This is a genomic window from Streptomyces bullii, from assembly GCF_042657145.1.
In the GTDB taxonomy this organism is placed as follows: Bacteria; Actinomycetota; Actinomycetes; order Streptomycetales; family Streptomycetaceae; genus Streptomyces; species Streptomyces bullii.
This window is the reverse complement of the sequence record NZ_JBHSNY010000003.1, coordinates 486,334-508,438: the sequence shown is the minus strand read 5'-3', so window position 1 is coordinate 508,438 and position 22,105 is coordinate 486,334. Positions and strand designations below refer to the sequence as shown.

The 22,105-nt window shown below is 71.2% G+C and carries 23 protein-coding genes, 1 tRNA gene and 1 pseudogene; 4 read left to right on the top strand and 21 right to left on the bottom strand.

Translation table 11 applies throughout. The annotated features are described in order from the left end of the window. Position 1 precedes the first annotated feature (1 nt). Positions 2 to 781: a hypothetical protein gene (locus ACFPZJ_RS10285; RefSeq protein ID WP_381019762.1), complete on the top strand. Its 780-nt coding sequence runs from the start codon at positions 2 to 4 to the stop codon at positions 779 to 781. A gap of 60 nt (positions 782 to 841) precedes the next feature. Here the strand turns inward: ACFPZJ_RS10285 and ACFPZJ_RS10280 are convergent, their stop codons facing one another. Together ACFPZJ_RS10280 and dcd are read right to left on the bottom strand one after the other, a co-directional pair. Then, positions 842 to 1,369 (bottom strand): phosphoribosyltransferase, encoded by a 528-nt coding sequence (locus ACFPZJ_RS10280; protein WP_381019760.1) that lies wholly within the window; start codon positions 1,367 to 1,369, stop codon positions 842 to 844. 19 nt (positions 1,370 to 1,388) lie between these two features. Beyond that, positions 1,389 to 1,964, bottom strand: a complete 576-nt coding sequence (gene dcd, locus ACFPZJ_RS10275; protein WP_381019758.1) for a dCTP deaminase — start codon at positions 1,962 to 1,964, stop codon at positions 1,389 to 1,391. Positions 1,965 to 2,635: 671 nt separating this feature from the next. Between dcd and ACFPZJ_RS10270 the strand changes: the two genes are divergently transcribed. After that, positions 2,636 to 2,709, top strand: a tRNA-Gly gene (locus tag ACFPZJ_RS10270). 79 nt (positions 2,710 to 2,788) lie between these two features. Here the strand turns inward: ACFPZJ_RS10270 and ACFPZJ_RS10265 are convergent. Further along, positions 2,789 to 2,914: a hypothetical protein gene (locus ACFPZJ_RS10265; protein ID WP_381019756.1), complete on the bottom strand. Its 126-nt coding sequence runs from the start codon at positions 2,912 to 2,914 to the stop codon at positions 2,789 to 2,791. Positions 2,915 to 3,213: 299 nt separating this feature from the next. On the opposite strand from ACFPZJ_RS10265, the gene ACFPZJ_RS10260 reads away from it, so the two are divergent. After that, positions 3,214 to 3,435, top strand: a complete 222-nt coding sequence (locus ACFPZJ_RS10260; RefSeq protein WP_381019754.1) for a hypothetical protein — start codon at positions 3,214 to 3,216, stop codon at positions 3,433 to 3,435. A gap of 230 nt (positions 3,436 to 3,665) precedes the next feature. Here the strand turns inward: ACFPZJ_RS10260 and ACFPZJ_RS10255 are convergent, their stop codons facing one another. From ACFPZJ_RS10255 to ACFPZJ_RS10170, 18 genes and pseudogenes are all read right to left on the bottom strand, one after another. After that, on the bottom strand, positions 3,666 to 4,517 hold the full coding sequence (locus tag ACFPZJ_RS10255) for an MBL fold metallo-hydrolase (RefSeq protein ID WP_381019753.1): 852 nt from the start codon (positions 4,515 to 4,517) through the stop codon (positions 3,666 to 3,668). 445 nt (positions 4,518 to 4,962) lie between these two features. Next, on the bottom strand, positions 4,963 to 6,474 hold the full coding sequence (locus ACFPZJ_RS10250) for a peptide MFS transporter (RefSeq protein WP_381019751.1): 1,512 nt from the start codon (positions 6,472 to 6,474) through the stop codon (positions 4,963 to 4,965). 6 nt (positions 6,475 to 6,480) lie between these two features. Continuing rightward, positions 6,481 to 7,299: an SAM-dependent methyltransferase gene (locus ACFPZJ_RS10245; RefSeq protein ID WP_381019749.1), complete on the bottom strand. Its 819-nt coding sequence runs from the start codon at positions 7,297 to 7,299 to the stop codon at positions 6,481 to 6,483. A 38-nt stretch (positions 7,300 to 7,337) separates the two neighbouring features. After that, positions 7,338 to 8,609 carry a cytochrome P450 family protein gene (locus ACFPZJ_RS10240; protein WP_381019747.1) on the bottom strand — a complete coding sequence of 424 codons (1,272 nt, stop codon included), beginning with the start codon at positions 8,607 to 8,609 and terminating at the stop codon, positions 7,338 to 7,340. 2 nt (positions 8,610 to 8,611) lie between these two features. Continuing rightward, positions 8,612 to 8,977, bottom strand: coding sequence for an antibiotic biosynthesis monooxygenase family protein (locus ACFPZJ_RS10235; RefSeq protein ID WP_381019745.1), 366 nt, complete (start codon positions 8,975 to 8,977; stop codon positions 8,612 to 8,614). Beyond that, positions 8,974 to 9,309, bottom strand: a complete 336-nt coding sequence (locus ACFPZJ_RS10230) for an antibiotic biosynthesis monooxygenase family protein (protein ID WP_381019743.1) — start codon at positions 9,307 to 9,309, stop codon at positions 8,974 to 8,976. Before ACFPZJ_RS10230 ends, ACFPZJ_RS10235 begins: the two co-directional genes overlap by 4 nt. Before the next feature lies 1 nt (position 9,310). Beyond that, positions 9,311 to 10,057 carry an SDR family NAD(P)-dependent oxidoreductase gene (locus tag ACFPZJ_RS10225; RefSeq protein ID WP_381019742.1) on the bottom strand — a complete coding sequence of 249 codons (747 nt, stop codon included), beginning with the start codon at positions 10,055 to 10,057 and terminating at the stop codon, positions 9,311 to 9,313. Between the two features lie 29 nt (positions 10,058 to 10,086). After that, positions 10,087 to 10,803 (bottom strand): SDR family NAD(P)-dependent oxidoreductase, encoded by a 717-nt coding sequence (locus tag ACFPZJ_RS10220; protein WP_461096156.1) that lies wholly within the window; start codon positions 10,801 to 10,803, stop codon positions 10,087 to 10,089. A 24-nt stretch (positions 10,804 to 10,827) separates the two neighbouring features. Beyond that, a pseudogene (locus tag ACFPZJ_RS10215) lies at positions 10,828 to 11,283 on the bottom strand (SRPBCC family protein); the annotation flags it as partial. Further along, positions 11,283 to 11,546 (bottom strand): acyl carrier protein, encoded by a 264-nt coding sequence (locus ACFPZJ_RS10210; RefSeq protein ID WP_381019740.1) that lies wholly within the window; start codon positions 11,544 to 11,546, stop codon positions 11,283 to 11,285. The gene ACFPZJ_RS10210 and the pseudogene ACFPZJ_RS10215, both read right to left, overlap by 1 nt. 38 nt (positions 11,547 to 11,584) lie before the next feature. Further along, positions 11,585 to 12,853 (bottom strand): ketosynthase chain-length factor, encoded by a 1,269-nt coding sequence (locus tag ACFPZJ_RS10205; protein WP_381019738.1) that lies wholly within the window; start codon positions 12,851 to 12,853, stop codon positions 11,585 to 11,587. Continuing rightward, positions 12,850 to 14,136 carry a beta-ketoacyl-[acyl-carrier-protein] synthase family protein gene (locus ACFPZJ_RS10200; RefSeq protein ID WP_381019736.1) on the bottom strand — a complete coding sequence of 429 codons (1,287 nt, stop codon included), beginning with the start codon at positions 14,134 to 14,136 and terminating at the stop codon, positions 12,850 to 12,852. Before ACFPZJ_RS10200 ends, ACFPZJ_RS10205 begins: the two co-directional genes overlap by 4 nt. Further along, positions 14,133 to 14,564, bottom strand: coding sequence for a cupin domain-containing protein (locus ACFPZJ_RS10195; protein ID WP_381019734.1), 432 nt, complete (start codon positions 14,562 to 14,564; stop codon positions 14,133 to 14,135). Before ACFPZJ_RS10195 ends, ACFPZJ_RS10200 begins: the two co-directional genes overlap by 4 nt. Then, entirely contained in the window at positions 14,561 to 14,932 is a 372-nt protein-coding gene (locus ACFPZJ_RS10190) for a TcmI family type II polyketide cyclase (protein ID WP_381019733.1), read from the bottom strand. The genes ACFPZJ_RS10195 and ACFPZJ_RS10190 overlap by 4 nt, the downstream gene beginning before the upstream one ends. Before the next feature lie 162 nt (positions 14,933 to 15,094). Continuing rightward, positions 15,095 to 17,029 carry an AfsR/SARP family transcriptional regulator gene (locus tag ACFPZJ_RS10185; RefSeq protein ID WP_381019731.1) on the bottom strand — a complete coding sequence of 645 codons (1,935 nt, stop codon included), beginning with the start codon at positions 17,027 to 17,029 and terminating at the stop codon, positions 15,095 to 15,097. Positions 17,030 to 17,343: 314 nt separating this feature from the next. Further along, positions 17,344 to 19,215, bottom strand: a complete 1,872-nt coding sequence (asnB, locus tag ACFPZJ_RS10180) for an asparagine synthase (glutamine-hydrolyzing) (RefSeq protein WP_381019729.1) — start codon at positions 19,213 to 19,215, stop codon at positions 17,344 to 17,346. Then, complete coding sequence (locus tag ACFPZJ_RS10175) at positions 19,212 to 19,745, bottom strand: PNPOx family protein (protein ID WP_381019728.1); 534 nt, start codon at positions 19,743 to 19,745, stop codon at positions 19,212 to 19,214. Before ACFPZJ_RS10175 ends, asnB begins: the two co-directional genes overlap by 4 nt. Next, the gene (locus ACFPZJ_RS10170; protein WP_381019726.1) at positions 19,742 to 20,191 is read right to left on the bottom strand and encodes an anthrone oxygenase family protein; all 450 of its coding nucleotides are present in this window, start codon (positions 20,189 to 20,191) and stop codon (positions 19,742 to 19,744) included. The genes ACFPZJ_RS10175 and ACFPZJ_RS10170 overlap by 4 nt, the downstream gene beginning before the upstream one ends. Before the next feature lie 212 nt (positions 20,192 to 20,403). Here ACFPZJ_RS10170 and ACFPZJ_RS10165 point away from each other — a divergent pair, with 212 nt between their 5' ends. Continuing rightward, positions 20,404 to 21,987 (top strand): FAD-dependent monooxygenase, encoded by a 1,584-nt coding sequence (locus ACFPZJ_RS10165; RefSeq protein WP_381019724.1) that lies wholly within the window; start codon positions 20,404 to 20,406, stop codon positions 21,985 to 21,987. The last annotated feature ends 118 nt before the right edge of the window (positions 21,988 to 22,105 follow it).

The following is a 22,105-nucleotide window of genomic DNA, read 5'->3' as shown; positions in this document are numbered from 1 at the left end:
CTTGCTGGCGAATCTGCTGCCGGGCCTTCGCGACGTCCGCGCCCCACTCTCAACTGGTTGCATCTGGCTCCTGACGCTCTGGCTGATCTTCGAGGACCGTGTTCCGACGCCCCAGCAGGCCCAGGGCGTCTGGGCTTCCGTGTATCGCCTCGGCGGCTTGATAGGTCCCGCCGGCGTGCTCGCATCCGGAGCCTTCCTCGCCTACCTCATCGGCGCCATGCTCACCGTTCGAGTAGTTACCGTCAACGCAAGGGAAGCGCCGAAGCCCTTTGCCTTCTTGGGTGGCAGGACAGCCCTCACCCCCCGTGTGTCACGTTTCGCATACGACGACCTGGTCAGCTTCCTCCACAATCAGGAACGGCTGCCCCGAGCAGAGCCAGAAGGCACCGCGCTCGCCACCCCGGAGCGCGAGCGCGGCGCACGCCTCGTGGCCAACCTGACGGTACGAGACATCCTTGGGGAGACTCGCCAGCTGCGTACCAAGCTGCTGATCGCCAACTACGACTTGTTCAACGAGTACGACCGAGCGGTGGCTGAGGCAGAGTTCCGCAAGAACGTCGCCTACGCCCTTCTGGGGCTGACGGCCGCACTCAGCTGGCTGCAGTCACCTTGGTGGGTCCTCCTTCTCACTGTTTCCGCTCTGCTCTACGTTGCCGGCGTGGGAAGCGAGCGAGCCGCCAACGACGTCATCGTCCAATCTGTGGTGGCAGGCCTCATCACCCCGCTCTCCATCACTGGGGCCGCAGGTGTACCCGCCATTCCCACGGGGCTGACCCAATAGACGGACGAGGATTCGCGAGCCGGGGTGAGGCCGGCACTTCAGCGACTACACGGTGCCGCGCTAGAGCGCCTCCCTGTTCGGCTTGGCGACCTCCCCTGACTTATGTACCGGAGGCAACACACTCCACGGGAAGTTGATCCAGTCGTCGGTCCGCTTCCACACGTACTCGCACTTCACGAGCGACTGCGACTTCTCGTAGATCACGGCGGACCGCACCTCGGCGACATGCTCGACGCAGAAGTCGTGGACGAGCTTGAGCGTCTTGCCGGTGTCGGCGACGTCGTCCGCGATCAGGACCTTCTTGTCGGTGAAGTCGATCGCGTTGGGCACGGGCGCGAGCATGACGGGCATCTCCAGCGTCGTCCCCACGCCGGTGTAGAACTCCACGTTCACGAGGTGGATGTTCTTGCAGTCCAGGGCGTAGGCGAGTCCACCGGCGACGAACACCCCACCGCGGGCGATGGAGAGCACGACGTCGGGCTGGTACCCGTCGTCGGCGACGGCCTGCGCGAGCTCACGGACGGCCCGCCCGAACTGCTCGTAGGTCAGGTTCTCGCGCACGCCACCCGCGCCACTGATGTTGTTCATGTCACTCATGAAGGGCCTGTCACACCTGGGTCCGATGGAAGTTGAGGTAGGACCGCGAGGCGGTCGGCCCCCGCTGCCCCTGGTACCGCGACCCGTACCGCTCGCTCCCGTAGGGGTGCTCGGCGGGCGAGCTGAGCCGGAACATGCACAGCTGTCCGATCTTCATGCCGGGCCACAGCTTGATCGGGAGCGTCGCGAGATTCGACAGCTCCAGGGTCACGTGCCCGGAGAATCCCGGGTCGATGAACCCGGCCGTGGAGTGCGTGACCAGCCCCAACCGCCCCAGCGAGCTCTTCCCCTCCAGTCGCGACGCGAGATCGTCGGGGAGCGTGATGACCTCGTAGGTGGAGGCGAGGACGAACTCCCCGGGATGCAGAATGAACGGTTCGTCCCCCTCCGGCTCCACCAGCCGCGTGAGGTCCGGCTGCTCGATGGACGGGTCGATGTGGGGGTACCGGTGATTCTCGAACACCCGGAAGTACCGGTCCAGCCGCACGTCGATGCTGGACGGCTGCACCATGGCGTCGTCGAAGGGATCGATACGCACGCGCCCGGCGTCGATCTCGGCCCGGATGTCCTTGTCTGAGAGAAGCACGCCCCGAGGATACGCAAGGCGCGCGGAGCAGCCACAATCGTGACGACTCCACGCGCCTGGTACTGCGCTGGTGCCGGTGGTCCCGCTGGTAGTGCCGGTACCTGTGATGCGGGGGGGGTGATGAGGGTTTCCCGCGGTATGACCGGCACTCGGGCCCTCCGGCGCTCCGATACTCGGGCCCTCCCGGTACTCCGTTCCTCGGGCCCTCCCGGTTCTCCCTGTCGGGCCGCTACCGCTTCTCGAGGCTGACCGGCACGACGCTGCGGAGCCGCGCGCATCGCGGGCACCGGAGGAGCCGGCCGGGGCCGAGCCGCTCGGCCTGCTGCATCGGGAACGAAGCGGTGCTGAACACGTGCCCATCGGCACAGCGGACGACGGTGCGCTCCATCAAGTCCTTCAAGTCCCTTCCCCAAGAGCCGCGTCTGGCTGCTGCTCGCCTGACGACAAAAGCCACAGTACGGGATCAAAGGGACGGCCCTCCAGGCGGCACTCCGACCCCGCCCGGACCCCCTCCGCCCCTCCACCGTACGCCCCAACTCCGGCCACCCGCAGCCCGGTCGCCCCTCTGAAACACCATCAGGCCCCAGGGGCTTCAGCACCGGGGGCCTGACATGAGGTACAGTGGCAAACGTTCGGACACCGACTCCGGATCACCCCGGTCGGCGTCTTACGCGGGTGTAGTTTAATGGTAGAACATCAGCTTCCCAAGCTGAGAGCGCGAGTTCGATTCTCGTCACCCGCTCCATGTGAACCCCCAGGTCATCAACCCGGGGGTTCTTTTGTTGTCTAGACCAGTACCCCGGTCGCGCACCACAACCGCACCATTACCCTTCGGCGGCCTCCTCGCTGTGGTGCGCGGACGCGTCCTTGTGGTGCTTCGCACGCTCGGCGCGGACCAGGTCGTCGAGTCCGGCGGCCACCTCGCGCTGGCGTTCCTCGTCGGAGTCCAAACTCGGAGCTAGAGGTGTCAGGTTGACTTGTCAAATGAGCCGTGGACAACGAGCGGATCCAGTCAGGCAAGCGCACGATGAAGCCAGCAGCCTGAGGAGGGCGCGATATGGGCAAACAACACCGCGCTCAAGAACCCCAGTGGGGGCCTCGCACTCCTGATGGATCAGCACGGCCGCCGGATGGCTGGTCAGCGCCACCTCAGGGGTCCCCTCCGAGCAGCCCCTACCGGGGCCAGAAGCCACCACAGCCCAGAAAGCGGCGTCGTGTCTTCCTGTGGGTCTTTCTGGCTGTCCAGATCTTGTTCCTGATCTGGATCATCGGGGGTGCCGTGAGCGCTGGCGGCACACCCGAAGGGTGCAGGGGGCTGACGGGCGACGACTTGGAGCTGTGTGAGGATGCGCGCACCGTCGGCACCACGATCGGGGTGGGGTTCGTGGTTGCGTTCTGGGTAGCCACCGACTTCATCCTGGCTCTCACATATCTGATCTACCGACTCACCAGCCGACAGTCCCGCGGCTGAGGCGGGCCATCCAATGCACGACTCCCCGGCGGTCGACTACGAGTCACGCGAGGGGAGTGCTGTGCCTCAACTGAGCCGATGAACGTCCTCAAGTTCCTCAACGACGGTGGACAGCAACGGCTCCTCGCGACCGTCGGCGACCAGCCACCGCGCGGTCCCCAGTCCCGTGAGGCCCCGTTGTGCGAACTCCTGAAGCGGGTGTCGGCTCGACCAAGACGCGAGAACGCCCGTCACGTTGCCGACGGCCGCGGCTGTTCCGGCGGGACGGACCCCTCGGCGATCGCCATCCACTGGTCGAGGTCAGCCTGCGTGAACTCCGACCATGGCGGAAGGTCAGGAAGCTGGCGGAGAAGGTCGAACGCCTCCGCGATCTGTGGCCGGCGAAGCACCGGCGAGTGGCAGCCGGCGATGACCTCGGCGTCCAGACGCTGGAAGTCGTCTACCACTGCCCGGAACTTCTGGCCCTCCAGCAACGCGACCCACGGCGAAACCAGGCGCCCGCCGAAGAATTGCCCGTCACGGAATTCATCCGCAGACAGGTCAGCGCTTTCGGGCATGGGATTCGGCACGTTCGTTGCGAAGGTGTCCACTGCCCACACGACATTGGTCTTCGGGTCGAACAGGGCGCGGGTTGTCGGGTTGTCGTACAACGGCGGCCGTTTGGCAACCAGTGTTCGGTCACCCACATCCACCGTATCGCCGTCGATCATGAAGCGGCACCGGTTGATCGGCGTCTCCCACTCCTCGGCCATGCGCCCGATCGAAAACCAGGTCGTCAGCAGCGTCGCGTTCGGGCATGCAGCGAGAACCGCCAGAAGGTTGCCGGCGTGATCACGGTCATCGTGAGTGAGGAAGATCCACCGCACGTCCAGCGGATCCACCACGGACCACGCAGCCTCCAGCCACTGCGACCGCACCGCCGGTGCCCCAGTGTCCACAAGCACCGGTTCGGCTCCTCGGATCACCATCGAATTCATGGGGAAGTGGCCGACCGGCGGGGCTTCCAGGGCCCACGGGATGACGAACGTCTCCTCGGCGATCTTGTACGGTTGCAGAAGATCGAAAGCTTCCATGGTGGTCATCGCTGCTCTCCCTCGAACGGAGTCTTGCGGCAGCGCTTGTCCCTTCAGTCCAACCCCATGGCACCCACTAGTCAAACGCAGAACAAAACACGCCGGCGTCGGATAGGTCACTGCTCACGGCCGCGAGGCAAGCACTTCGCGAGCACTTCCCGGGTCCGTGTCGGACTCGTGCCAGGTCAAGCGATCCGGCCCCAGGCCGGCACCGCAACCAGTGCTGGCCACGTCGGTGGTTGCGTGCTCCGCGTGCCCTCGCAGGGGTCGAGCGGCGTCCCACGACGACGTACGGGGACGGCCTCTACTCCGGGGCGTTCGGCTGGTCACGCAGGGACTCCCAGTCGACGGCCAGACCGGTGCGGTTCCGGCAGGGTACGACGGCGGTCGCGGGCAGCCATGTCGCTCGGTCGCGGTTCTGCAGCGGTCGTTCGCCGAGGAGAGACCCCGGTGATCAGCTGCTGGCGGGGGCGGCCGGTCGGCCGAGCAGTCGGCGTAGCTGCGGGGTGCCGAGTGCGACCGTTGTGCCGACCACCAGGACGAAGGCGCCGAGCAGCAGGAAGTAGGCCGCCGACGACAGCACGGCGGTCAGCCGGAACAGCTGGCCTCCCACAACCACACCCACGGCACCGAACAGGCCGTTCACCGCGAGCAGACGGCTGGTGCTGCCGGGCGGCGCGACCGCGGCAGCCAGTGCCAGACCGGCCGGAGCGAGCGCGATCTCGCCGCAGGAGTAGAGCAGGTAGACCAGCAGCAGCCAGTGGGGGCCGACCGGGCCGTGCTCAGCTAGCCGGGCCGCGACGGCCATCAGCAGAAAGCTGAGACCGGCTGTGATCAGCGCTCCCGCGAACTTGACAGGTACGTCGACGCGCGGCCCGGCACGCAGCCAGAGCCGGGCGAAGAGCGGGGCGACCAGCAGGACGAAGAGCGGGTGCACGGACTGGAACCAGCTGGCGGGGACCTCGAAGCCGAGCAGGTCCCGGTCGGTGTGACGCTCAGCGAAGAGGGTGAGCGCCGAGCCGCTCTGCGCGAAGATCATCCAGAATGCGGCCGAGGCGGCCATCAGCGCGGTGAATCCGCCGAGCCGACGCTTGTGGCCCACTGCCAGTGCGTGGGTCCGGCGGAGTGAACGCAGGTACCAGAACGGGAGGGTGACCGTGGTCAGGCCGAGAACGGCGAGCACCGCGGGGAGAGGCAGCAGCCCACAGGACGCCGGCACCACCACAAGCGCGCCCACCACCCCCGTGACCCAGGCGGCACGCCGGAGCATCGCAGCGGCCTCGGGGCGCGGCACCGGGCGGGGCGGACGCGCGCCCACGTCCCCGTATCGGCGCAGGCCGAGGGCGAACTGGATCAGCCCCGCCGTCATGCCGAAGGCGGCCGCCGCGAAGCCCAGGTGCCAGGCGACGCGCTCCGCCAGCAGCCCCGTGACGACGGGGGCGACGAGCGCACTGACCTGGATGCACATGTAGAAGAGCCGAAAGGCCGCCTCGCGGCGGCCCTCGCCGTCCCCGCTGACCCCCGCGACCATGGCCGCCATGGCCGGCTTGACCAGGCCTGTTCCCACGACGACCAGCAGCAGCCCGGCACAGAGCGAGCCCGTCACCGGGACCGCGAGCACTGCGTGGCCACAGGTGATGAGCACACCGCCGAGCAGCACAGCCCGGCGCGCACCCAGCACCCGGTCGGCGAGCCAGCCGCCAGGCAGACCGGCCATGAAGGTGAGCGACATGTACGCCGCGAAGATCGCGGTGGCCGACTGCGGTGCCATGCCCAGGCCGCCGCGAGCCTCGGAAGCGGTCAGGTAGAGGACCAGGATCGCCGCCATGCCGAAGAAGCTGAACCGCTCCCACAGGTCGACCGCGAGCAGAGTGCCGAAGCCGGGCCTGCGGCCGTTCCCCGGCCGTACCGCTGCGGCGGGGGCGGTGGCCGGCGACGAGTCCGGTGGGGTGAGAGAAGTGTCCACCGGAGGTCACCGGGCCGGTTTGAGCGCCACTCCGGCCAGCATGGCGAGCTTCGGGTCGGGGGTCTCGGCCGGTTCGGGGCGCCACAGCGGGGCACGGACCACACCGGGTTCCACCAGCTCGAAGCCCTCGAACAGCGCGGCGAGATCCTGGTTGCTGCGCCAGATCACCTGGCTCACCGCGCCCCGGTACTGCTCGGCCGCCGCCGGCGCCGCCCTCGGGACCTCCTCCGCTCCGGCGTGCGAGATCACCAGGGCGCTGCCGGGTGCCAGCCGCTCGGTGTACTGGCGCACCAGGGCGAGCGGATCGTCGCCGTCCGGGACGAAGTGCAGGACGGCGGCGAGGATCAGCGCGACCGGCCGGTCGAAGTCGATCAGGCGGAGGGTGTCCTCGGCGTCCAGGATCTCCCGGGACTTGTACAGGTCGCCCTGGAAGACGGCCGCCCTGGGTTCGTCGGCGAGCAGCGCCCGGCCGTGCGCGACGGCCACCGGGTCGATGTCGACGTAGACGACCTTGCTGTCCGGGTGGGCGGCGAGGGCCACGTCGTGCACGTTGCCCTCGGCCGGGATGCCGGAGCCGATGTCGAGGAACTGCCGTATGCCGAGCGCGGACAGCTCGCGTACGGCGCGGCGCAGGAAGGCGCGGTTGGCCTTGAGGGTGGCGGGCAGGTCCGGGTTGCCTGCCGCGACCTTCCGGGCGAGTTCCCGGTCCACCGGGAAGTTGTGGATGCCGCCGATCCAGTGGTCGTAGACCCGGGCGATGCTCGGGGTGTCGATGTCGACCTCCGGCGGGGCCCAGGCGGGGCGTTCGGTGTCCTGACGTTCCACGGGTGTCTCCTCCAGTAGGGGTGGGGCGGGGTCGGCGGTCACGCCGTGAACACCGGGAGTTCTTCGAGGCCGCGCATCATCAGGCTGCTGCGCCAGCGCAGTTCGTCCGGGTCCACGGCGAGCCGCAGCCCGGGGAAGCGCGCGAGGAGGCGGCTGAGGACGATCTGCCCCTCCAGCCGGGCGAGCGGGGCGCCCAGGCAGTGGTGGATGCCGTGGCCGAAGGCGACCGAGGCGGTGTGGGCGCGGGTGATGTCCAGGCGGTCCGGGTCGGGGTAGCGGGCCGGGTCCCGGCCGGCGGCGCCGAGCGAGATGGTCACGAACTCGCCCTCGGGGATGACCACGGAGCCGACCTCGACGGGCTCGGTGGTGAACCGCCAGGTGGCGTTGGTGACCGGACCGTCGTAGCGCAGGAACTCCTCGACAGCCGCGGGCCACAGCGACTCGTCCGCCGCGAGCTGCTGACGCACCTCGGGGTGGGTGAGCAAGGCCAGGGTGCCGTTGCCGATGAGGTTGACCGTGGTCTCGTGGCCGGCCACCAGCAGCAGGAACGCCATGGAGATCAGCTCGTCGGACGACAACTGGTCGCCGGCGTCCTGGGCGTGCACGAGGTCGGTGAGCATGTCGTCGGCCGGTTCGGCCCGCTTCGCCTCGATCAGCGCTTTCAGGTACGCGATCATCGACGCGCTGGCCTCGCGCACCTCGTCGGTGCCCGCGCCGGAGACGAGCAGGTTGGACCAGCGGCGGAAAGCGGCCCGGTCGTCCGGGGGCACGCCGAGCAGCCAGCAGATGACCGTGAAGGGCACCGGGAAGGCCAGCGCCTCCATGAGGTCCAGCCGCTCGTGCCGGGCCATGGCGTCCAGTAGTTCGTCGGTGAGCTCGGTGATGCGCGGCCGCAGGGACTCCACCCGGCGCGCGGTGAAGGCCCGGCCGACGAGCCGGCGCAGCCGGGTGTGGTCCGGCGGGTCGCTGTCCAGCATGTGCACGCTGAGGACGTGCGGGAACTGGCTGCGCTCCCCCGACTCCGCGAGGAACGCGCGCTGTTTGTCGGGGTCGGCGAAGTTGCGCGGGATGAGGTCCCGGCCGACCCGCATGTCCTTGCTCAACCGGGGGTCGGCGAGCAGCGCCCTGGCGTGCTCGTAGCCGGTGACCAGCCAGGTGCGCAGGCCGTTCGGTGTCGCCACCGGCACGGCGGGCGCGGTTCGCCGCAGGCCGGCCAGCGCCTCGTGCGGGTTCTGGTGGAAGGCGGGGGTGAACAGGTCGGTCGGCGGGGCGGTCTGCGGGGCAGCCTGCCGGGCGTCCGTGCGGGCCATTGTCAGACTCCTTCGGTGACGTCGGCGGAGGGGGCGGCGGCCCGGTCCCCCGCGTAGCTGGCCAGCTCCCGGTAGATCTCGAAGGGCCGGTCCCGGCCGGTGTCGCGCAGCGGCCGCAGCGGGGCGGTCTGGTCCTTGTGGGCGGGGCCGCTTTCCCAGGCGGTGAACGCCTCCCAGTCCGACCAGCGGCTGACCACGACATAGGAGCGCGGGTCGCCGAGGGCGTGCAGCAGCTTGTTGCCGAGCAGGCCGGCGGTGCCCGCCATCCGGCGGCTGGCCTCGTGGTAGGCGGGCAGCACCCGGTCCGGGTCGTCGCTCAGGTGGTAGAGCACCACCTCGATCGCGCTGTGGGCCGCTGCGGAGGTCACGACGTGCCGCCGGCTGCGCCGGGCAGGGCGGCGACGACGTGCATGGTCGTCATGGAGCCACCGCTGCGGTACGGGTGCAGTTTCTGGCGGTGCTGCAGATGCCGGTCGCTGGTCTCGAACTCGCGGAACAGCGGCTCGTTCACCCAGTCGCTGACGATGTAGTAGACGCCGTCCTCCTCGGCGCCGCGGGACAGCCACTGGCCGAGGTTGGCGGGGTGGGTGGTGACCGAGTCGCCGACCTCCAGCCACACCTTCTCGAACTCGGTCTCCATGCCGGGCTTGATCTGCATCCGCAGCATGACCCGGAAGACCTTCTCGGAGCGCTCGGGCATGTCAGATCCCCCCGTCGACGTTGAGGGTCTCGCCGGTGATGTAGGCGGAGGCGTCGGAGAGCAGGAACAGCACCGGGCCCGCGAGTTCCTCGACGGTGCCGAGGCGGGCGAGCGCGGTCTTGCGGGAGTAGGTGGCCCGCAGTCCGTCGGCACGGTCGGCGGGCATGGTGGCGAAGGCCTCGGTCTCGATGACGCCGGGGGCGACCACGTTGACCCGGATCCCCTGCGGGCCGAGTTCCTTGGCGAGGGAGCGGGTCAGCCCGATCATGGCGGCCTTGGCGGCGGTGTAGTGGGCGCGCAGCGGTATGCCCGCGGCGGCGCCGCGCGAGCCGATGTTGACCACCGAGGAGCCGGCGCCGAGCAGCGGCAGCGCCTGCTGGATGACCCGGTAGGCGGCCGTGAGGTTGGTGTCGAGGATGCGCCCCCACTCGTCGGCGGGCAGGTCCGCGAACGGGATGTGGCTGATGACACCCGCGTTGTTGACGACGCCGTCGAGCCGCCCGAAGCGGTCCTTGGCCTCGCCGACGAGGCGGTCGACCTCGGCTGTGTCGCCGACGTCCGCGCGGATCAGGTGGTCGCCGGCGGTCTCCTTCAGCGCGGCGGTCAGGCTGTCGACGGCCTCGCTCTCCTGCCGGTAGCAGGTGAGGACGTCGGCGCCGGCCCGGGCCGCGGCGAGGACGATGCCCCGGCCGATGCCCCGGGTGCCGCCGGTGACGAGCAGTTTCCTGCCGTGCAGTGCGAGTTCCACTGGGTTTCCCTCCATGGCTGGGCCGCGGCTCACACGCAGCCGTCGACGTGGATGTTCTGGCCGGTGACGTAGCCGGCGTGGTCGCTGATGAGGAACAGCACGGCCTGGGCGATGTCCTCGACGGTGCCGAGCCGGCCGAGCGCTGTGAAGGAGGCGAAGGTGGCGCGCTGCCGCTCGGCCTCCTCGGCGGGCAGTTCGTCGAGCGCCTCGGTGGCGATACGGCCCGGGGAGACGGTGTTGACGCGGATGCCGCTCGGCCCGAGTTCCCGGGCCAGCGAGCGGGTCATGCCGACCAGCGCGGACTTGACGGCGGTGTAGTGGACGCCGCCGGCCATGCCGATGAAGGCGACCGTGGAGCCGATGTTGATCACCGAGGAGCCGGCGGAGAGCAGCGGCAGGGTGCGCCGGGTGACCAGGTGGGTGGCGGTGAGGTTGCCCTGGAGGGTGGCGGCCCACTCGGCGGGTCCGAGGTCGGCGTACGGCTGGGGGCGGAACGTGCCGGCGTTGTTGACGACGGCGTCCAGTCCGCCGAGGCTCGCCTCGCAGGCGGCGGCCAGCCGGTCCACGTCCGTCTCGTCGGCGGCGTCGGCCCGCAGCACCTGGTGCTTGCCCGGGGTGCCGGCGAGTTCCTCCTCCAGGGTGGCGACGGCTTCGCCGGGAGTGCGGTAGCAGGTGACGACGTCGGCCCCGGCCCGGGCCGCGGCGAGCACGATGCCCCGCCCGATGCCGCGGCTGCCGCCGGTCACCAGGACGCGTTTGCCCTTGAGTTGCCGGCCGGCCCGGGCCGCGGTCTCCACCTTGGCCTTGATCAGCCGCATCTGGACGGCGGTGTTGCGGTTGAGCCGGGCGGTCATCCCGGCGTCGTCGATCGGGGCGTCGGGCTTCATCGCGAAGTCCTGGATCCAGCGCATCCGTACGCCGCCGGGCACCTCCTCGTACTCCCAGCGGATGTTCATGTACGCGAAGGGACCGGTCTCGACCCGGCGGGCCACGACGGTGCGGGTGGCCGGGTCGGGGGTGCGCTCGGAGACCCAGCTCCAGACCGTGCCGTTCTCGTCCGGGTGCAGGGCGAGGCGGAAGGTGACGGTGTCGCCGTCCTGGCCGAGGATCTCTGCGGAGGCGTACTCGTTGAACAGCCGCGGCCAGGCGGCCACGTCGTTGGTCATCGTCCACACCAGGTCCATCGGTGCCTCGACGACGATCGCGTTGTCGGTGTGTCCTGCCATCAGACGCGGGCCTCCGTGAGCCGGGCGTGGACATAGGAGAGGGCCTCGCGCGGGGTGTTGGTGTGCGCCAGGTCGCCGTCGGGGATCTGGATGCCGTACTCGCGCTCGATGCGGTTGACGAGTTCCAGCAGGGCCAGGGAGTCGTAGCCGAGGTCGGCGAACGCCATGTCGGCGAAATGCTCGCCGTCCAGGTCGGTCTGCTCGTCGACTCCGGCGCTCGCGCGCAGGATCCGCCGGAGGTCGTCGAGGGTGAACTCCGCCATGGGGTGCCGCCTTTCGTACGTCGGTGGTGGTGGGCCGGTCACTTCTTGAGGGCGTCGCGGTCGCCGGCGCCGAGGACCAGTGCTGAGGTGAAGCCGCCGTGGCCACGGGCCACGACCAGGGCGGTGCGCGGGTCGGTCTGGCGGGGGCGGTCGAGGACGAGGTCGATCTCGCAGCCGGGGGCCGGCCGGCCGAGCCCCGCGGTGTGCGGGACGACACCGGCGCTCAGGGCGAGCAGCGCGGTCGCCACGTCCAGCGCGGCGCCGCCCGCGTAGAGGCGCCCGGTGAGGGTCTTCGGCGCGGTCACCGGTACCGCGCCGGGACCGAAGACCTCGGTGATGGCGCGGGCCTCGGCGAGGTCCTCGGCGGGTGTGCCGGAGGCGTCGGCGAAGACCACGTCGATGTCGCCCGGGGCGAGCCCGGCGTCGGCGAGGGCCCGCCGGACGACGGACACCAGCACGGAGCAGCGCGCGGTGGCGCCGTCCGCCGTGGGGTCGAAACCCGCCGCGTAGCCCAGGAGTTCGCCGTACGCCGGGACCCCGCGGGCGCGTGCCGCCTCGGCGTCCTCGACGACGAGCATGGCGCCGCCCTCGCCCGGGACGAAGCCGGAGGCGGCCGCGTCGAAGGGCAGGTAGGCGCGGGCGGGATCGTCCTCGGTGGACAGCCGACCGGTGGACAACTGCGCCACCAGGCCGTACGGGCACAGCGAGGCGTCGGTGCCGCCGCTGAGCACGAGCCGGGAGCCGGTGTCCAGCAGCCGCCGGGACTGGCCGAGGACGTCGAGGCCGCCGGCCTGCTCGCCGCAGATGACCCCGCAGGGGCCGCGCATGCCGTGCCGGATGGAGACCTGGCCGGTGGTGGCCGCGTAGAACCAGGCGATGGACTGGTAGGCGCCGACCCAGGAGGAACCCTTCTGGTAGAGGTTCTCCATCTCGTGCTGTCCGAACTCGGTGCCACCCGAGGAACTGGCGGTCACCACCGCCATCTCGTACTCCGGCAGGGTCGCCGGGTCGGCAGCGGCGTCCGCGAGGGCGTCCTCGGCGGCTGCCAGCGCGAAGTGGGTGAAGCGGTCGGTCTGCGGGACGAGCCGACCCGGCACCTGTTCACCGGCGCGGAATCCGGGGACCTCACCCGCCACTTGGACGGGGTAGCCGGTCGGGTCGAAGCGGGTGATCCGGCCGAGGCCGCTCTTGCCCGCGAGCACCGACTCCCAGTGCCGGGCGGCGCCGATCCCGGTGGGGGCGACCACGCCGAGCCCGGTCACGACGGACCGGCCGCGGCGGCCGGGGAGTATGCCGGAGGCGCTCATGCCGCCTCCCCGTGCGCGGCGGCGGGCCGGCCCAGGACCATCGCCGTCTGGAAGCCGCCGAAGCCACTGCCCACGCTGAGCACCCGGTCCATGCGGTGCTCGCGGGCCGTCACCGGCACGTAGTCGAGGTCGCACTCGGGGTCGGGCGTGGACAGGTTGGCCGTCGGCGGGACGACCTGGTGGCGCAGGGCCAGGGCGCAGGCGGCGATCTCCAGGGAGCCGATGGCGCCGAGGGAGTGCCCGATCATCGACTTGATGGAGCTGACCGGCACCTCGTGGGCCCGCTGTCCGAGACTGCGCTTGAACGCGGCGGTCTCGTGCCGGTCGTTCTGCTTGGTGCCCGAGCCGTGCGCGTTGATGTAGTCGATGTCGCCGGGGTCGAGCCTCGCCCGGTCCAGGGCGACCCGGACGGCCTCGGCCATCTCCCGGCCGTCCGGCTTGAGTCCGGTCATGTGGAAGGCGTTGCTGCGGCCGGCGAAGCCGAGGATCTCGGCGTACACGGTGGCACCGCGGCGCCTGGCCGACTCCAGCTCCTCGATCACCATGACGGCGGAGCCCTCGCCGAGGACGAAGCCGTCGCGCCGTCCGTCGAAGGGCCGGGAGGCGTGGGCGGGGTCGTCGTTGTTGGCGGTGGTGGCCTTGATGGCGTCGAAGCAGGCGGAGGTGATCGGCGACAGCGGGGCGTCGGTGGCACCGGCGAGCACGATGTCGGCCGTGCCCTCCTCGATCAGCTGGACGCCGTGTCCGATGGCGTCCAGACCCGAGGTGCAGCCGGTGGAGATCAGCGCGACCGGCCCCTCGGCGCCGGCCTGCCGGGCCACCTCGACGGCGAGGGTGCTGGGCACCATGTAGCCGTACAGGTGGGGAACGCCGTACCTGTGGTCGACCAGCCAGTCGCGGCCGCCGTCGGACAGGACCGCGTACTCCTCCTCCAGGCCCGTGGTGCAGCCGACGGCGCTGCCGATGCTCACGGCGACCCGTTCCGGGTCGGCGCCGGGCAGTTCGACGCCGCTGTCCGCGACGGCCTCGCGAGCGGCGACGACCACGAACTGGCCGGCCCGGTCCATCCGGCGGGCCTCCTGCGGGGTGAGTCCGGCGGCGAGCGGGTCGAAGTCGCACTCGGCGGCGACCTGGGAGCGGAACCCTGCCGGGTCGAACAGGCTGATGCGGCGGGTGGCGGTGCGGCCGGCGGTGAGCAGGTCCCAGTAGGCGTCCCGCCCGATCCCGCCGGGTGCGACGGCGCCCACCCCGGTGATCACCGCGCGTCGGTGCCGGGCCGTCATCGGGCCGCTCCCACATCGGGGTTGCCCGCGGACGCGTCGAGCGGCTGTTCGGTGTCGACGTGTCCCAGTTCGGGGCGCGGCGCGAGCGGCGAGAGGTGGAAGACCGCCTCGGCCGGCACGGACCCGGTGTTCACCAGGCGGTGGCGCACCCCGATGGGCACCAGCAGCGAGTCGCCGGGGCCGAGTGCGACCGGGGTGCCGCCGTCCAGCGTCATCTCCAGCCGGCCCTGGACGACGTGCAGGAACTCCTCGGAGTACGGGTGGAAATGCTCGGTGACGTGGTGGCCGGGGGCCAGCCGCAGCACTCCGCCGAAGCCCGAGGTGCAGCCCACGGTCTTGGGGCTGAGGGTGACGCGGATGTCGCCACCGCGCTTGGTGTTGGCGGCGACCTCGTTCACGGAGACCCTGGTGGTGGCGGGGGCGCTCATCGGGCACCGCCCAGGTTCGCCGAGCGCGGGGCGCTGATCTGCGGGCCCTGCTGGGGCGTCCAGGAGTAGAAGGGGACGGCCATGGCGTCCTTGGGCTCGCGCCAGTCGGGGTCGTAGGGCGAGATGAACTGGCCGAGCCGGGTGTTGATCTCCTCGTAGAGCGGGTGGCTGCGCGCCTTGTACAGGTTCGGCGCGATGTCCTGGTCGGCCTCCACCAGATGGAAGTACAGGTTGTGGAACGCGAACAGCGTCCGCCTCGACACCCCCACCAGATGCGGCAGTTCGGTGCTGTCCGAATCGGCGAAGACCTGCGCGACGCCCTCGGCGTCGGCGAGGTCCATCCTCGCCACGATCAGCGTTCGGTGCACGATGCCCTCCCGGCTTGTCGGTTCTGTGTTCACCCTGGTCGGCAGGGGTCGAGGCGCTCTCGAAGGCGCCTGGAGAACCGCTGGCGGCCCCGGTGCGGCGGGCGAGACGCAGCACGACGGCCCGCCGCACCTGGGGTGCGGCGGGCCGTCGTGGAGGTCGTGCTACCGGCGGATGTCGGCCTTCACCAGGGTGACGCCGGCACCGCCGGCCCCGGCCGTCCGGGCATTCGGTACGTCACCCGCGGACGCGCCCCGCATCAGCAGGATCAGGGCCTGCCGGGTGAGCCGGGGAACGGAGTACAGGAGCTCGGCGTCCGGTGTCAGGTGCTCCTGGACGAGGTGGACATCGACGAGGTATTCGAGCAGGGTCTCGGCGTCGCCGATGCCGGGACGCAGCCGTGCCACCACCTCCTCGAGGCGCCAGCGGGGGCGCTCCCGCTGGAGCAGCAGGTGCAACAACTCCCGGGAGCGGGCGGGCAGATGCCGGTGACTGGCGGCCACGGTGGTGATCAACGACTGCGTCCCGGCCGGGAGTTCGAGCAGCATCCGGTGGTTGCCGCGCAACCGCAGCGCCAGCCGTGCTGCCGACCAGCCGGGCCGTGCGGTGAGCCGGCCGGCCACCGCCCTGATAGCCAGCGGCAGTCCCTCGCACAGCCCCATCAGCTCCTGCACCGCCGCTGGGTCATCCCGACGGGAACGCTCCCCGGCGACCCGGTCGTAGAGCTTGAGTGACTCCTCGGGGGACAGGGCGGGCAGCACGATCTTGCGGCCGGTGGAGAGGCTGTGCGCGCGGTAGCGGTTGGTGGCGATCACCGCGCAGCCGGAACCACCCGGCAGGACGGCGCGGATCTGGGAGGCGGTGAGCGCGTCGTCGATCACGACCAGCACCCTGCGGTCGGCGGTCCAGGTGCGGAAGAGCCTGCTGAGCTCGTCGAGCCCGGCGGGCTGCTTCTCGCGCTGTATGCCGCAGGCGGTGAGACAGGCCGACAGCACGTCGGCGAGCTGCTGGGAGCCCTCGCCGACGGCGGACAGGTCGATGAAGAGCTGCCCGTCGGGGAAGCGCGGGCGCAGCCGGTGCGCGGCACGCACGGCGAAGGCGCTCTTGCCGACACCGGGCGGGCCGTGCACCTCCACCACCCGCATGCCGGTGCTGGGCCGGTCCGCGCCGAGGAAGGTCTCCAGCTGGTCGAGTTCCCGTTCCCGTCCGACGAAGTCACCGACGTCCGCGGGGAGCTGGGCCGGGCCTGGCCCGAGCCGGCGCCCGCCGGGCGCGGTCTCGGTCTTGGCCGGAGCCGCTCCGCGGAGGTGGCCGCGGTCGGCGAGCACCTCCTGGTGGAGCCGCTGGAGTTGCGCGGAGGGTTCCAGTCCGAGCTCTTCGACGAGGTGGCTGCGCAGCGTGCGGAAGGTGTTGAGGGCGTCCGGGCGGCGGCCGCAGCGGTGCAGGGCCCGCATCAGCTGTCCGGCGAACGCCTCGTGGGTCGGGTGGGCGCGGAAAGCCTCGGACAGCTCGTCCAGCACGGCGTGGTGACGGCCGAGTTCGAGCTCCAAGGAGAAACGTTGCTCCTGGACGCTCTTACGGCGTTCCTCCAGTTGGGTCGACCAGGCCGAAAGCCGGCGTCCGGTCGTGACGTCGACCAGTGCTCCGCCGTGCCACAGGGAAAGGGCCGCCTTGAGGGTGTGGGCCGCCTCCTCCTTCCCCGCACCGGTACGGAGGTGCGCCATGCCCTGCTCGGTGAGCTGGTCGAACCGGTAGGCGTCCACCGACTGCTTGTCGTCCAGTCGCAGTTCGTACCCACCCACTCTGGTCAGGATTGCGGGGCAGCCGTGCGGTGGACGGGATCCGAAAGGCGCGCCGTTCTGGCCGGTGGCCAGCAGCAGCCTGCGGCGCAGTTGATAAATGTAGGTTTGCAAGGTGGTCAGCGCGCTGAGCGGTGGGTGGTCCTCCCACAGCTCTTCGCACAGCTGGTCCACGCTGACCAGCGAGTTTGCATTGAGCACCAGCAAAGCAAGCACCTGCCGCAGCTTGGGGGCCGACGGTGTGACGTCCTCCCCGTTCCTGCGTATTCGCATCGAGCCCAGCAGACCGATCTCTATCACTGCATTCCCCCTGGGTGCGCCGCCTTCGTGGGGTGGCGGCCATCGGCTGTTCACCTTCCTACGCCACTCGATCCCGGGCGAAACACCTCCCGCACCGATGGCTCAAGAAATTGCTTTCCCTTTACTCAGGAAAACGGTTTCACCGAAAAAGAAGTTGAATTCAGCAAAAACCCTGCGACCACCCGGCGATGGAATCCTGAATTCCACTCCGGCCGAATGTCGCATTTCCGGTCCCCATCTCACCGCATCCTATTGCTTGGCGCACATGGATGACAAGGTGCACATTTCTTCGGGGGGTGTGGCGTCCGGCACCCTCACAGGCTCAGCTCGACCCGGTACTCCGCCAGCCAGGTGTTCAGCTGGAGGACCATCTCCATGCTGGCCCGCTCCACCCACGCGAAGGCCCCGCTGGGGGCCGCCGCCGCGCCCAGCGCCACCCGGGTCGCCTCGGCGTCGAGCAGCGGGGCGACCGGCGCCGCCCGGTCCGCGGCCACGTCCCCGAAGCGGTGGCGCACGAACTCGCCGTACGCCGCCTCCTGGACGGTCGGGTAGGCGCTCTTGGGCCGGTTGAGCACCCGCTCCGGCAGCAGATCGGCGACGGCGGCCCGCAGCAGGCTCTTCTCCTGGCCGTTCACCCGCTTCAGCTCGGCCGGCACGTTGTACACGTACTCCACCAGTGCACGGTCGCAGAACGGCGGGCGCAACTGCACCCCGTGCGCCATGCTCATCCGGTCGGCACGGTCCAGATGGGTCGGGGCCCACCGGGTCAGCGCCAGATACGTGACTTCGCGCGCCCGGCGCTCGGCGGGGCCCTCCCCGGCCACCTGCGGGACCTCGGTGAGCGCGTCGCGGTAGTGCTGGTCGGCGTACTCCATGAAGTCCAGCTCCTTGCGGAGCGTACGGTCCACCAGCGAGCAGCCGAGGCCGCCCGCGGCGGCGTCGTGCCCGCGCTCGAAGGAGACCCACGGGAAGGTCGTGGAGTTGCTGTGGGCCGGGTCGTACGCCCAGAAGTAGCCGTTGAACACCTCGTCGGCGGTCTCCCCGGAGAGCACGGCCCTGATCCCGGCGCCACGCAGCGCCTCGAAGAACAGCAGCAGCGAGACGTCCATGTCGCCGAGCGGGGAGGGCGCGTCCTGGCTGTGCAGGGCGGCGGCGTGCGTCCGCGGGTCGGCGAGCGCCGCCGTGTCCAGCAGGATCTCGGTGTGCTCGGTCCCGATGTGCTCGGCCGCGAGGGCCGCGTAGGGGGCGTCGGGGGTGGCGCGCATGGTCGGGTGCGGCTCGAAGTTCTCCGCGTAGCCGGAGAAGTTCACCGAGAACGACCGGAGCCCTCCCCCCTCGGCCCGCCGCTGACGGGCCGCGAGCGCGGTCAGCGCGCTGGAGTCGATCCCTCCGGAGAGCATCGCGCCGACCGGCACGTCCGCACGCAGATGCGTGGCCACCGCCTCCGACAGCAGCCGGCGCACGGTGGCGACGGTGGTCCCCAGGCTGTCGGTGTGCGGGCGGGCGGGCAGCGACCAGTAGCGCCGGTGGCCGGTGCCCGGCGCCCGCACGGTCATCGTGTGGCCGGGCAGCACTTCGCGCGTGCCTCGGAACACCCCGGTGCCCGGCTTGCGGCTGTGCGCGAACAGCTCCCGCAGCCCGTCGGCGTCGACCACCGGCCGTACCGCCGGGTGCGCCAGCAGCGCCTTGGGCTCGGAGCCGAAGACCACCCCGGACGGAGTCAGGAAGTAGCACAGCGGCTTCACCCCCAACCGGTCGCGGACCAGGAGCAGTTCCTGCCGCCGTACGTCCCACACGGCCAGGGCGAAGAGGCCCTCCAGCCGATCCGGGAAGGCGGCGCCCCACTCCAGATAGGCGTGCAGCGCCACCTCCGCGTCGCCGCCTCCGGTGAACCGGTGCCCCCTGGCGGCCAGCTCACGGCGCAGCTCCACGTGGTTGGTGACAGCCCCGTCCAGGGTCAGCACGGCCACCGGGCTCCCGGCCTCCGACTCCACGAGGGCCGGCTGCGCCGCGTGCTCGGGGTCGAGCAGGGCGAGCCGCCGGTGTGCCAGCGCGGCATGCCCCTCGATCCACTCACCGAAGCCGTCGGGGCCGCGATGGGCGAGCGCTGCCGCCATCGCCCGGACGGTGGGCGCCTCCGGTGTCAGGTCCCGCTCGAAGTCCACCCAGCCGGCGATTCCGCTCATCGTGGTGTCCTCTCGTTCTCTGCGTCTGATGTGGGTGCGCTGTTCTCGGCCGGGACATCGGTGACGTGGGTGACCTCCACCAGGGAGAGCCCGTGCCGGGCGACGGCCTCCCGGAACTCGGCGAGCCCGGGCGCCCCTTCGCCGCGCACCGCGATCCCCAGCCGGCGCGGGGCCGCCTCCCCGTAGCGGCGGTACAGCTCCAGATAGCCGCGCGCGGTGCGCTCCGCGTCGTCGACCAGCGCGAACCCCACCGGCCGCCGCTGCCCACGCCAGGTCAGCTCGCCCGCCGTGCCGCCCGCGAAGTTGTGCCGCCAGCCGCTGCCGGTCGCCACCACCAGCGCGCCGCCGAGGGTGTGCACTCCGGCGGGAACCGTGTACGCCCGCCCGCTGCGCCGTCCCGTGAAGTGCAGCAGCGCGAGCCGCTCGGCCACCGGACCGGGCTCGGGGCGGGACAGCAGCTCCCGCATCCGGGCGTCGGCCGCCGCCCGCTCCGCCCCCTCCGGCAGATCGCGTACGACGACGGGGTTCACGACAGCACCACCGCAGCGGCCGTCAGCGCGCAGCCGGCGATCGCGAGGCACGTGCGCACCAGATGCCAGTCGCGCCAGGCCGGGCGGGGGTCCCGCCAGCCGGGTCCCAGGTCCTCGGGCCGGGTCCGCTTGACCGTCCGGTTGATCGGCACGTTCCGGGTCTGCGACACCACGGCCACCCCCGCCATGCAGAGGGCGGCGGCCGCGAACAGCACCCGGGGGCCGCCCGACGCCCGTACCGCGAGCCCCACGTCCACGGCGGTGGAGCCGGTGACGATGAACGGCATAATCCGGTCGTAGCGCCTGCCGAGCAGGATGTGCGTGGACACGTACCGCTCCGGGGTCATCGCGATCAGCGCGGGCATCACGCTCACCGCCACCGCGAAGAGCACCCCCGCCACCAGGCCGGTGCCCGTCAGCACCAGCACACTCAAAGCCTCCACCACCGCTTCCGCCCTCCTTCGAGCCTCGCGCCGCATCTCGGGCCTGGTACGGCTCGAACCTGTCAGCCGCCCCTCGGACGGCACTCGAATCCGCCTGGGAGCGCGCCGCTCCGCACTGGTTCCGTTCGCCCGCGCCGCGAGCCCGGTTCGAGGCCCCGGGTGTTGCATCGGCCCGCCGAAACCGAACGCATTCCCACACCCTTCGAGGAGCCGGTATGGCGGACGAGACGACCGAAGTACTCATCGTGGGCGGCAGCATGGTGGGCCTCGCCCAGGCCCTGTTCCTCGCCCGGCAGGGCATCCGACCGCTGCTGGTGGAGCGGCACGCGGAGATCTCGGCGCACCCCCGGGCGCAGGCCGCGAGCCCGCGGACCATGGAGCTGCTGCGCACGCTCGGCCTGGAGGACGCGGTACGGGCGCGGGAGAACCCGCACGCCCAGTACGGCGACATCCTCCAGGCCGAGTCCCTCACCGGGGCCGAACTCGGGCGGTTCGACGGGCCGTTCCGCCACGACCCGAACGACGTGGGCACCACCGGCTGGACCCTGATCGGGCAGGACCGCCTCGAACCGGTGCTGCGGGAGGGAGCCGAGGAGCTCGGCGCGGACATCCGCTTCGCCACCGAGATGACGGGATTCACCCAGGACGCGGAGGGCGTCACGGCCGTCGTGCGCGACCTGGGCGACGGCTCCGAGCGGACGGTGCGGGCGCGGTACCTGGTCGCGGCCGACGGCTCACGGGCACCGATCCGCACCTCACTCGGCATCGGCCATCACGGACAGGGTGTGTTCGGCCGGCAGATGAACATCGTCTTCCACGCCGACCTCGACCCGTACGTGGCGGGACGCACCTTCTTCCTCTGCTTCGTCAGCAACCCGACCGTCAAGGGTGTGCTCGGCAAGCTCGGCGGCGCGGACTCCGACCGCTGGGTGCTCGCGCCGAGCCTGCCGCCCGGGGCCGACCACCGCGTCTACGGCACCGCGGACTGCGTGGAGCTGGTGCGGGCCGCCGTGGGGGTGCCCGATCTGCCGGTCGCGGTGGAGTCCGCGACGAGCTGGGAGATCGCCGCCTGGGTGGCGGACCGCTTCCGCTCGGGGCGGGTGCTGCTCGCCGGTGACTGCGCGCACGTCATGCCGCCCACCGGAGGGTTCGGCGGCAACATGGGCATCCAGGACGCGCACAACCTGGCCTGGAAGCTCGCGCGGGTGCTGCGCGGGGAAGCGGGCCCCGGTCTGCTGGACACCTACGAGCAGGAGCGGGCGCCGGTCGCCGAGTTCACCGTCGACCAGGGCGTCATCCGTTACCTCCAGCGCAGCGGCCTCGACGAGGCGGCGGCGGCCCGGCACCGTCCCGAGACCACGGTGCTGTTCGGCCACGTGTACCGATCGGACGCCGTCCTCAGCGAGGCGGGCGACGATGACACCGCCGTGGTCGAGGACCCGACGGCCCCCACCGGTCGCCCCGGCACCCGCGCTCCCCACCTCCTCCTGGTCCGCCAGGGCAAGGAGATCCCCCTCCATGACCTCCTCGACGGCGGCTTCTGGCTCCTCACCGGCCCGAACGGCGCGGCCTGGCAGGAGTCCGCGCAGGCGCTGGGCCTCGCCTTCCACCGGGTGGGCACGGAGGAGTCCCCGGAAACCGCCGAGCGGTTCCTCACCCGCTACGGCGTCGAAGACACCGGCGCGGTCCTGCTCCGCCCGGACGGCTTCATCGCGTGGCGCGCCACCGGCGCCGTGGGCGACCCCACCGGATCGCTGACGGCGGTACTCGACACGGTGCTGCAGCGGGACCTTGCGTAAGCACTCGGCTCGGTGCCGCGCGATGCCGCCCGTCGTCGGCGGCATCGCGCGGCTGCTCGCGCAGCTCCCCGCAACGCCCATGAAGCGGCCGCGGTGCCTCTCCTCGGAGCACCGCGGC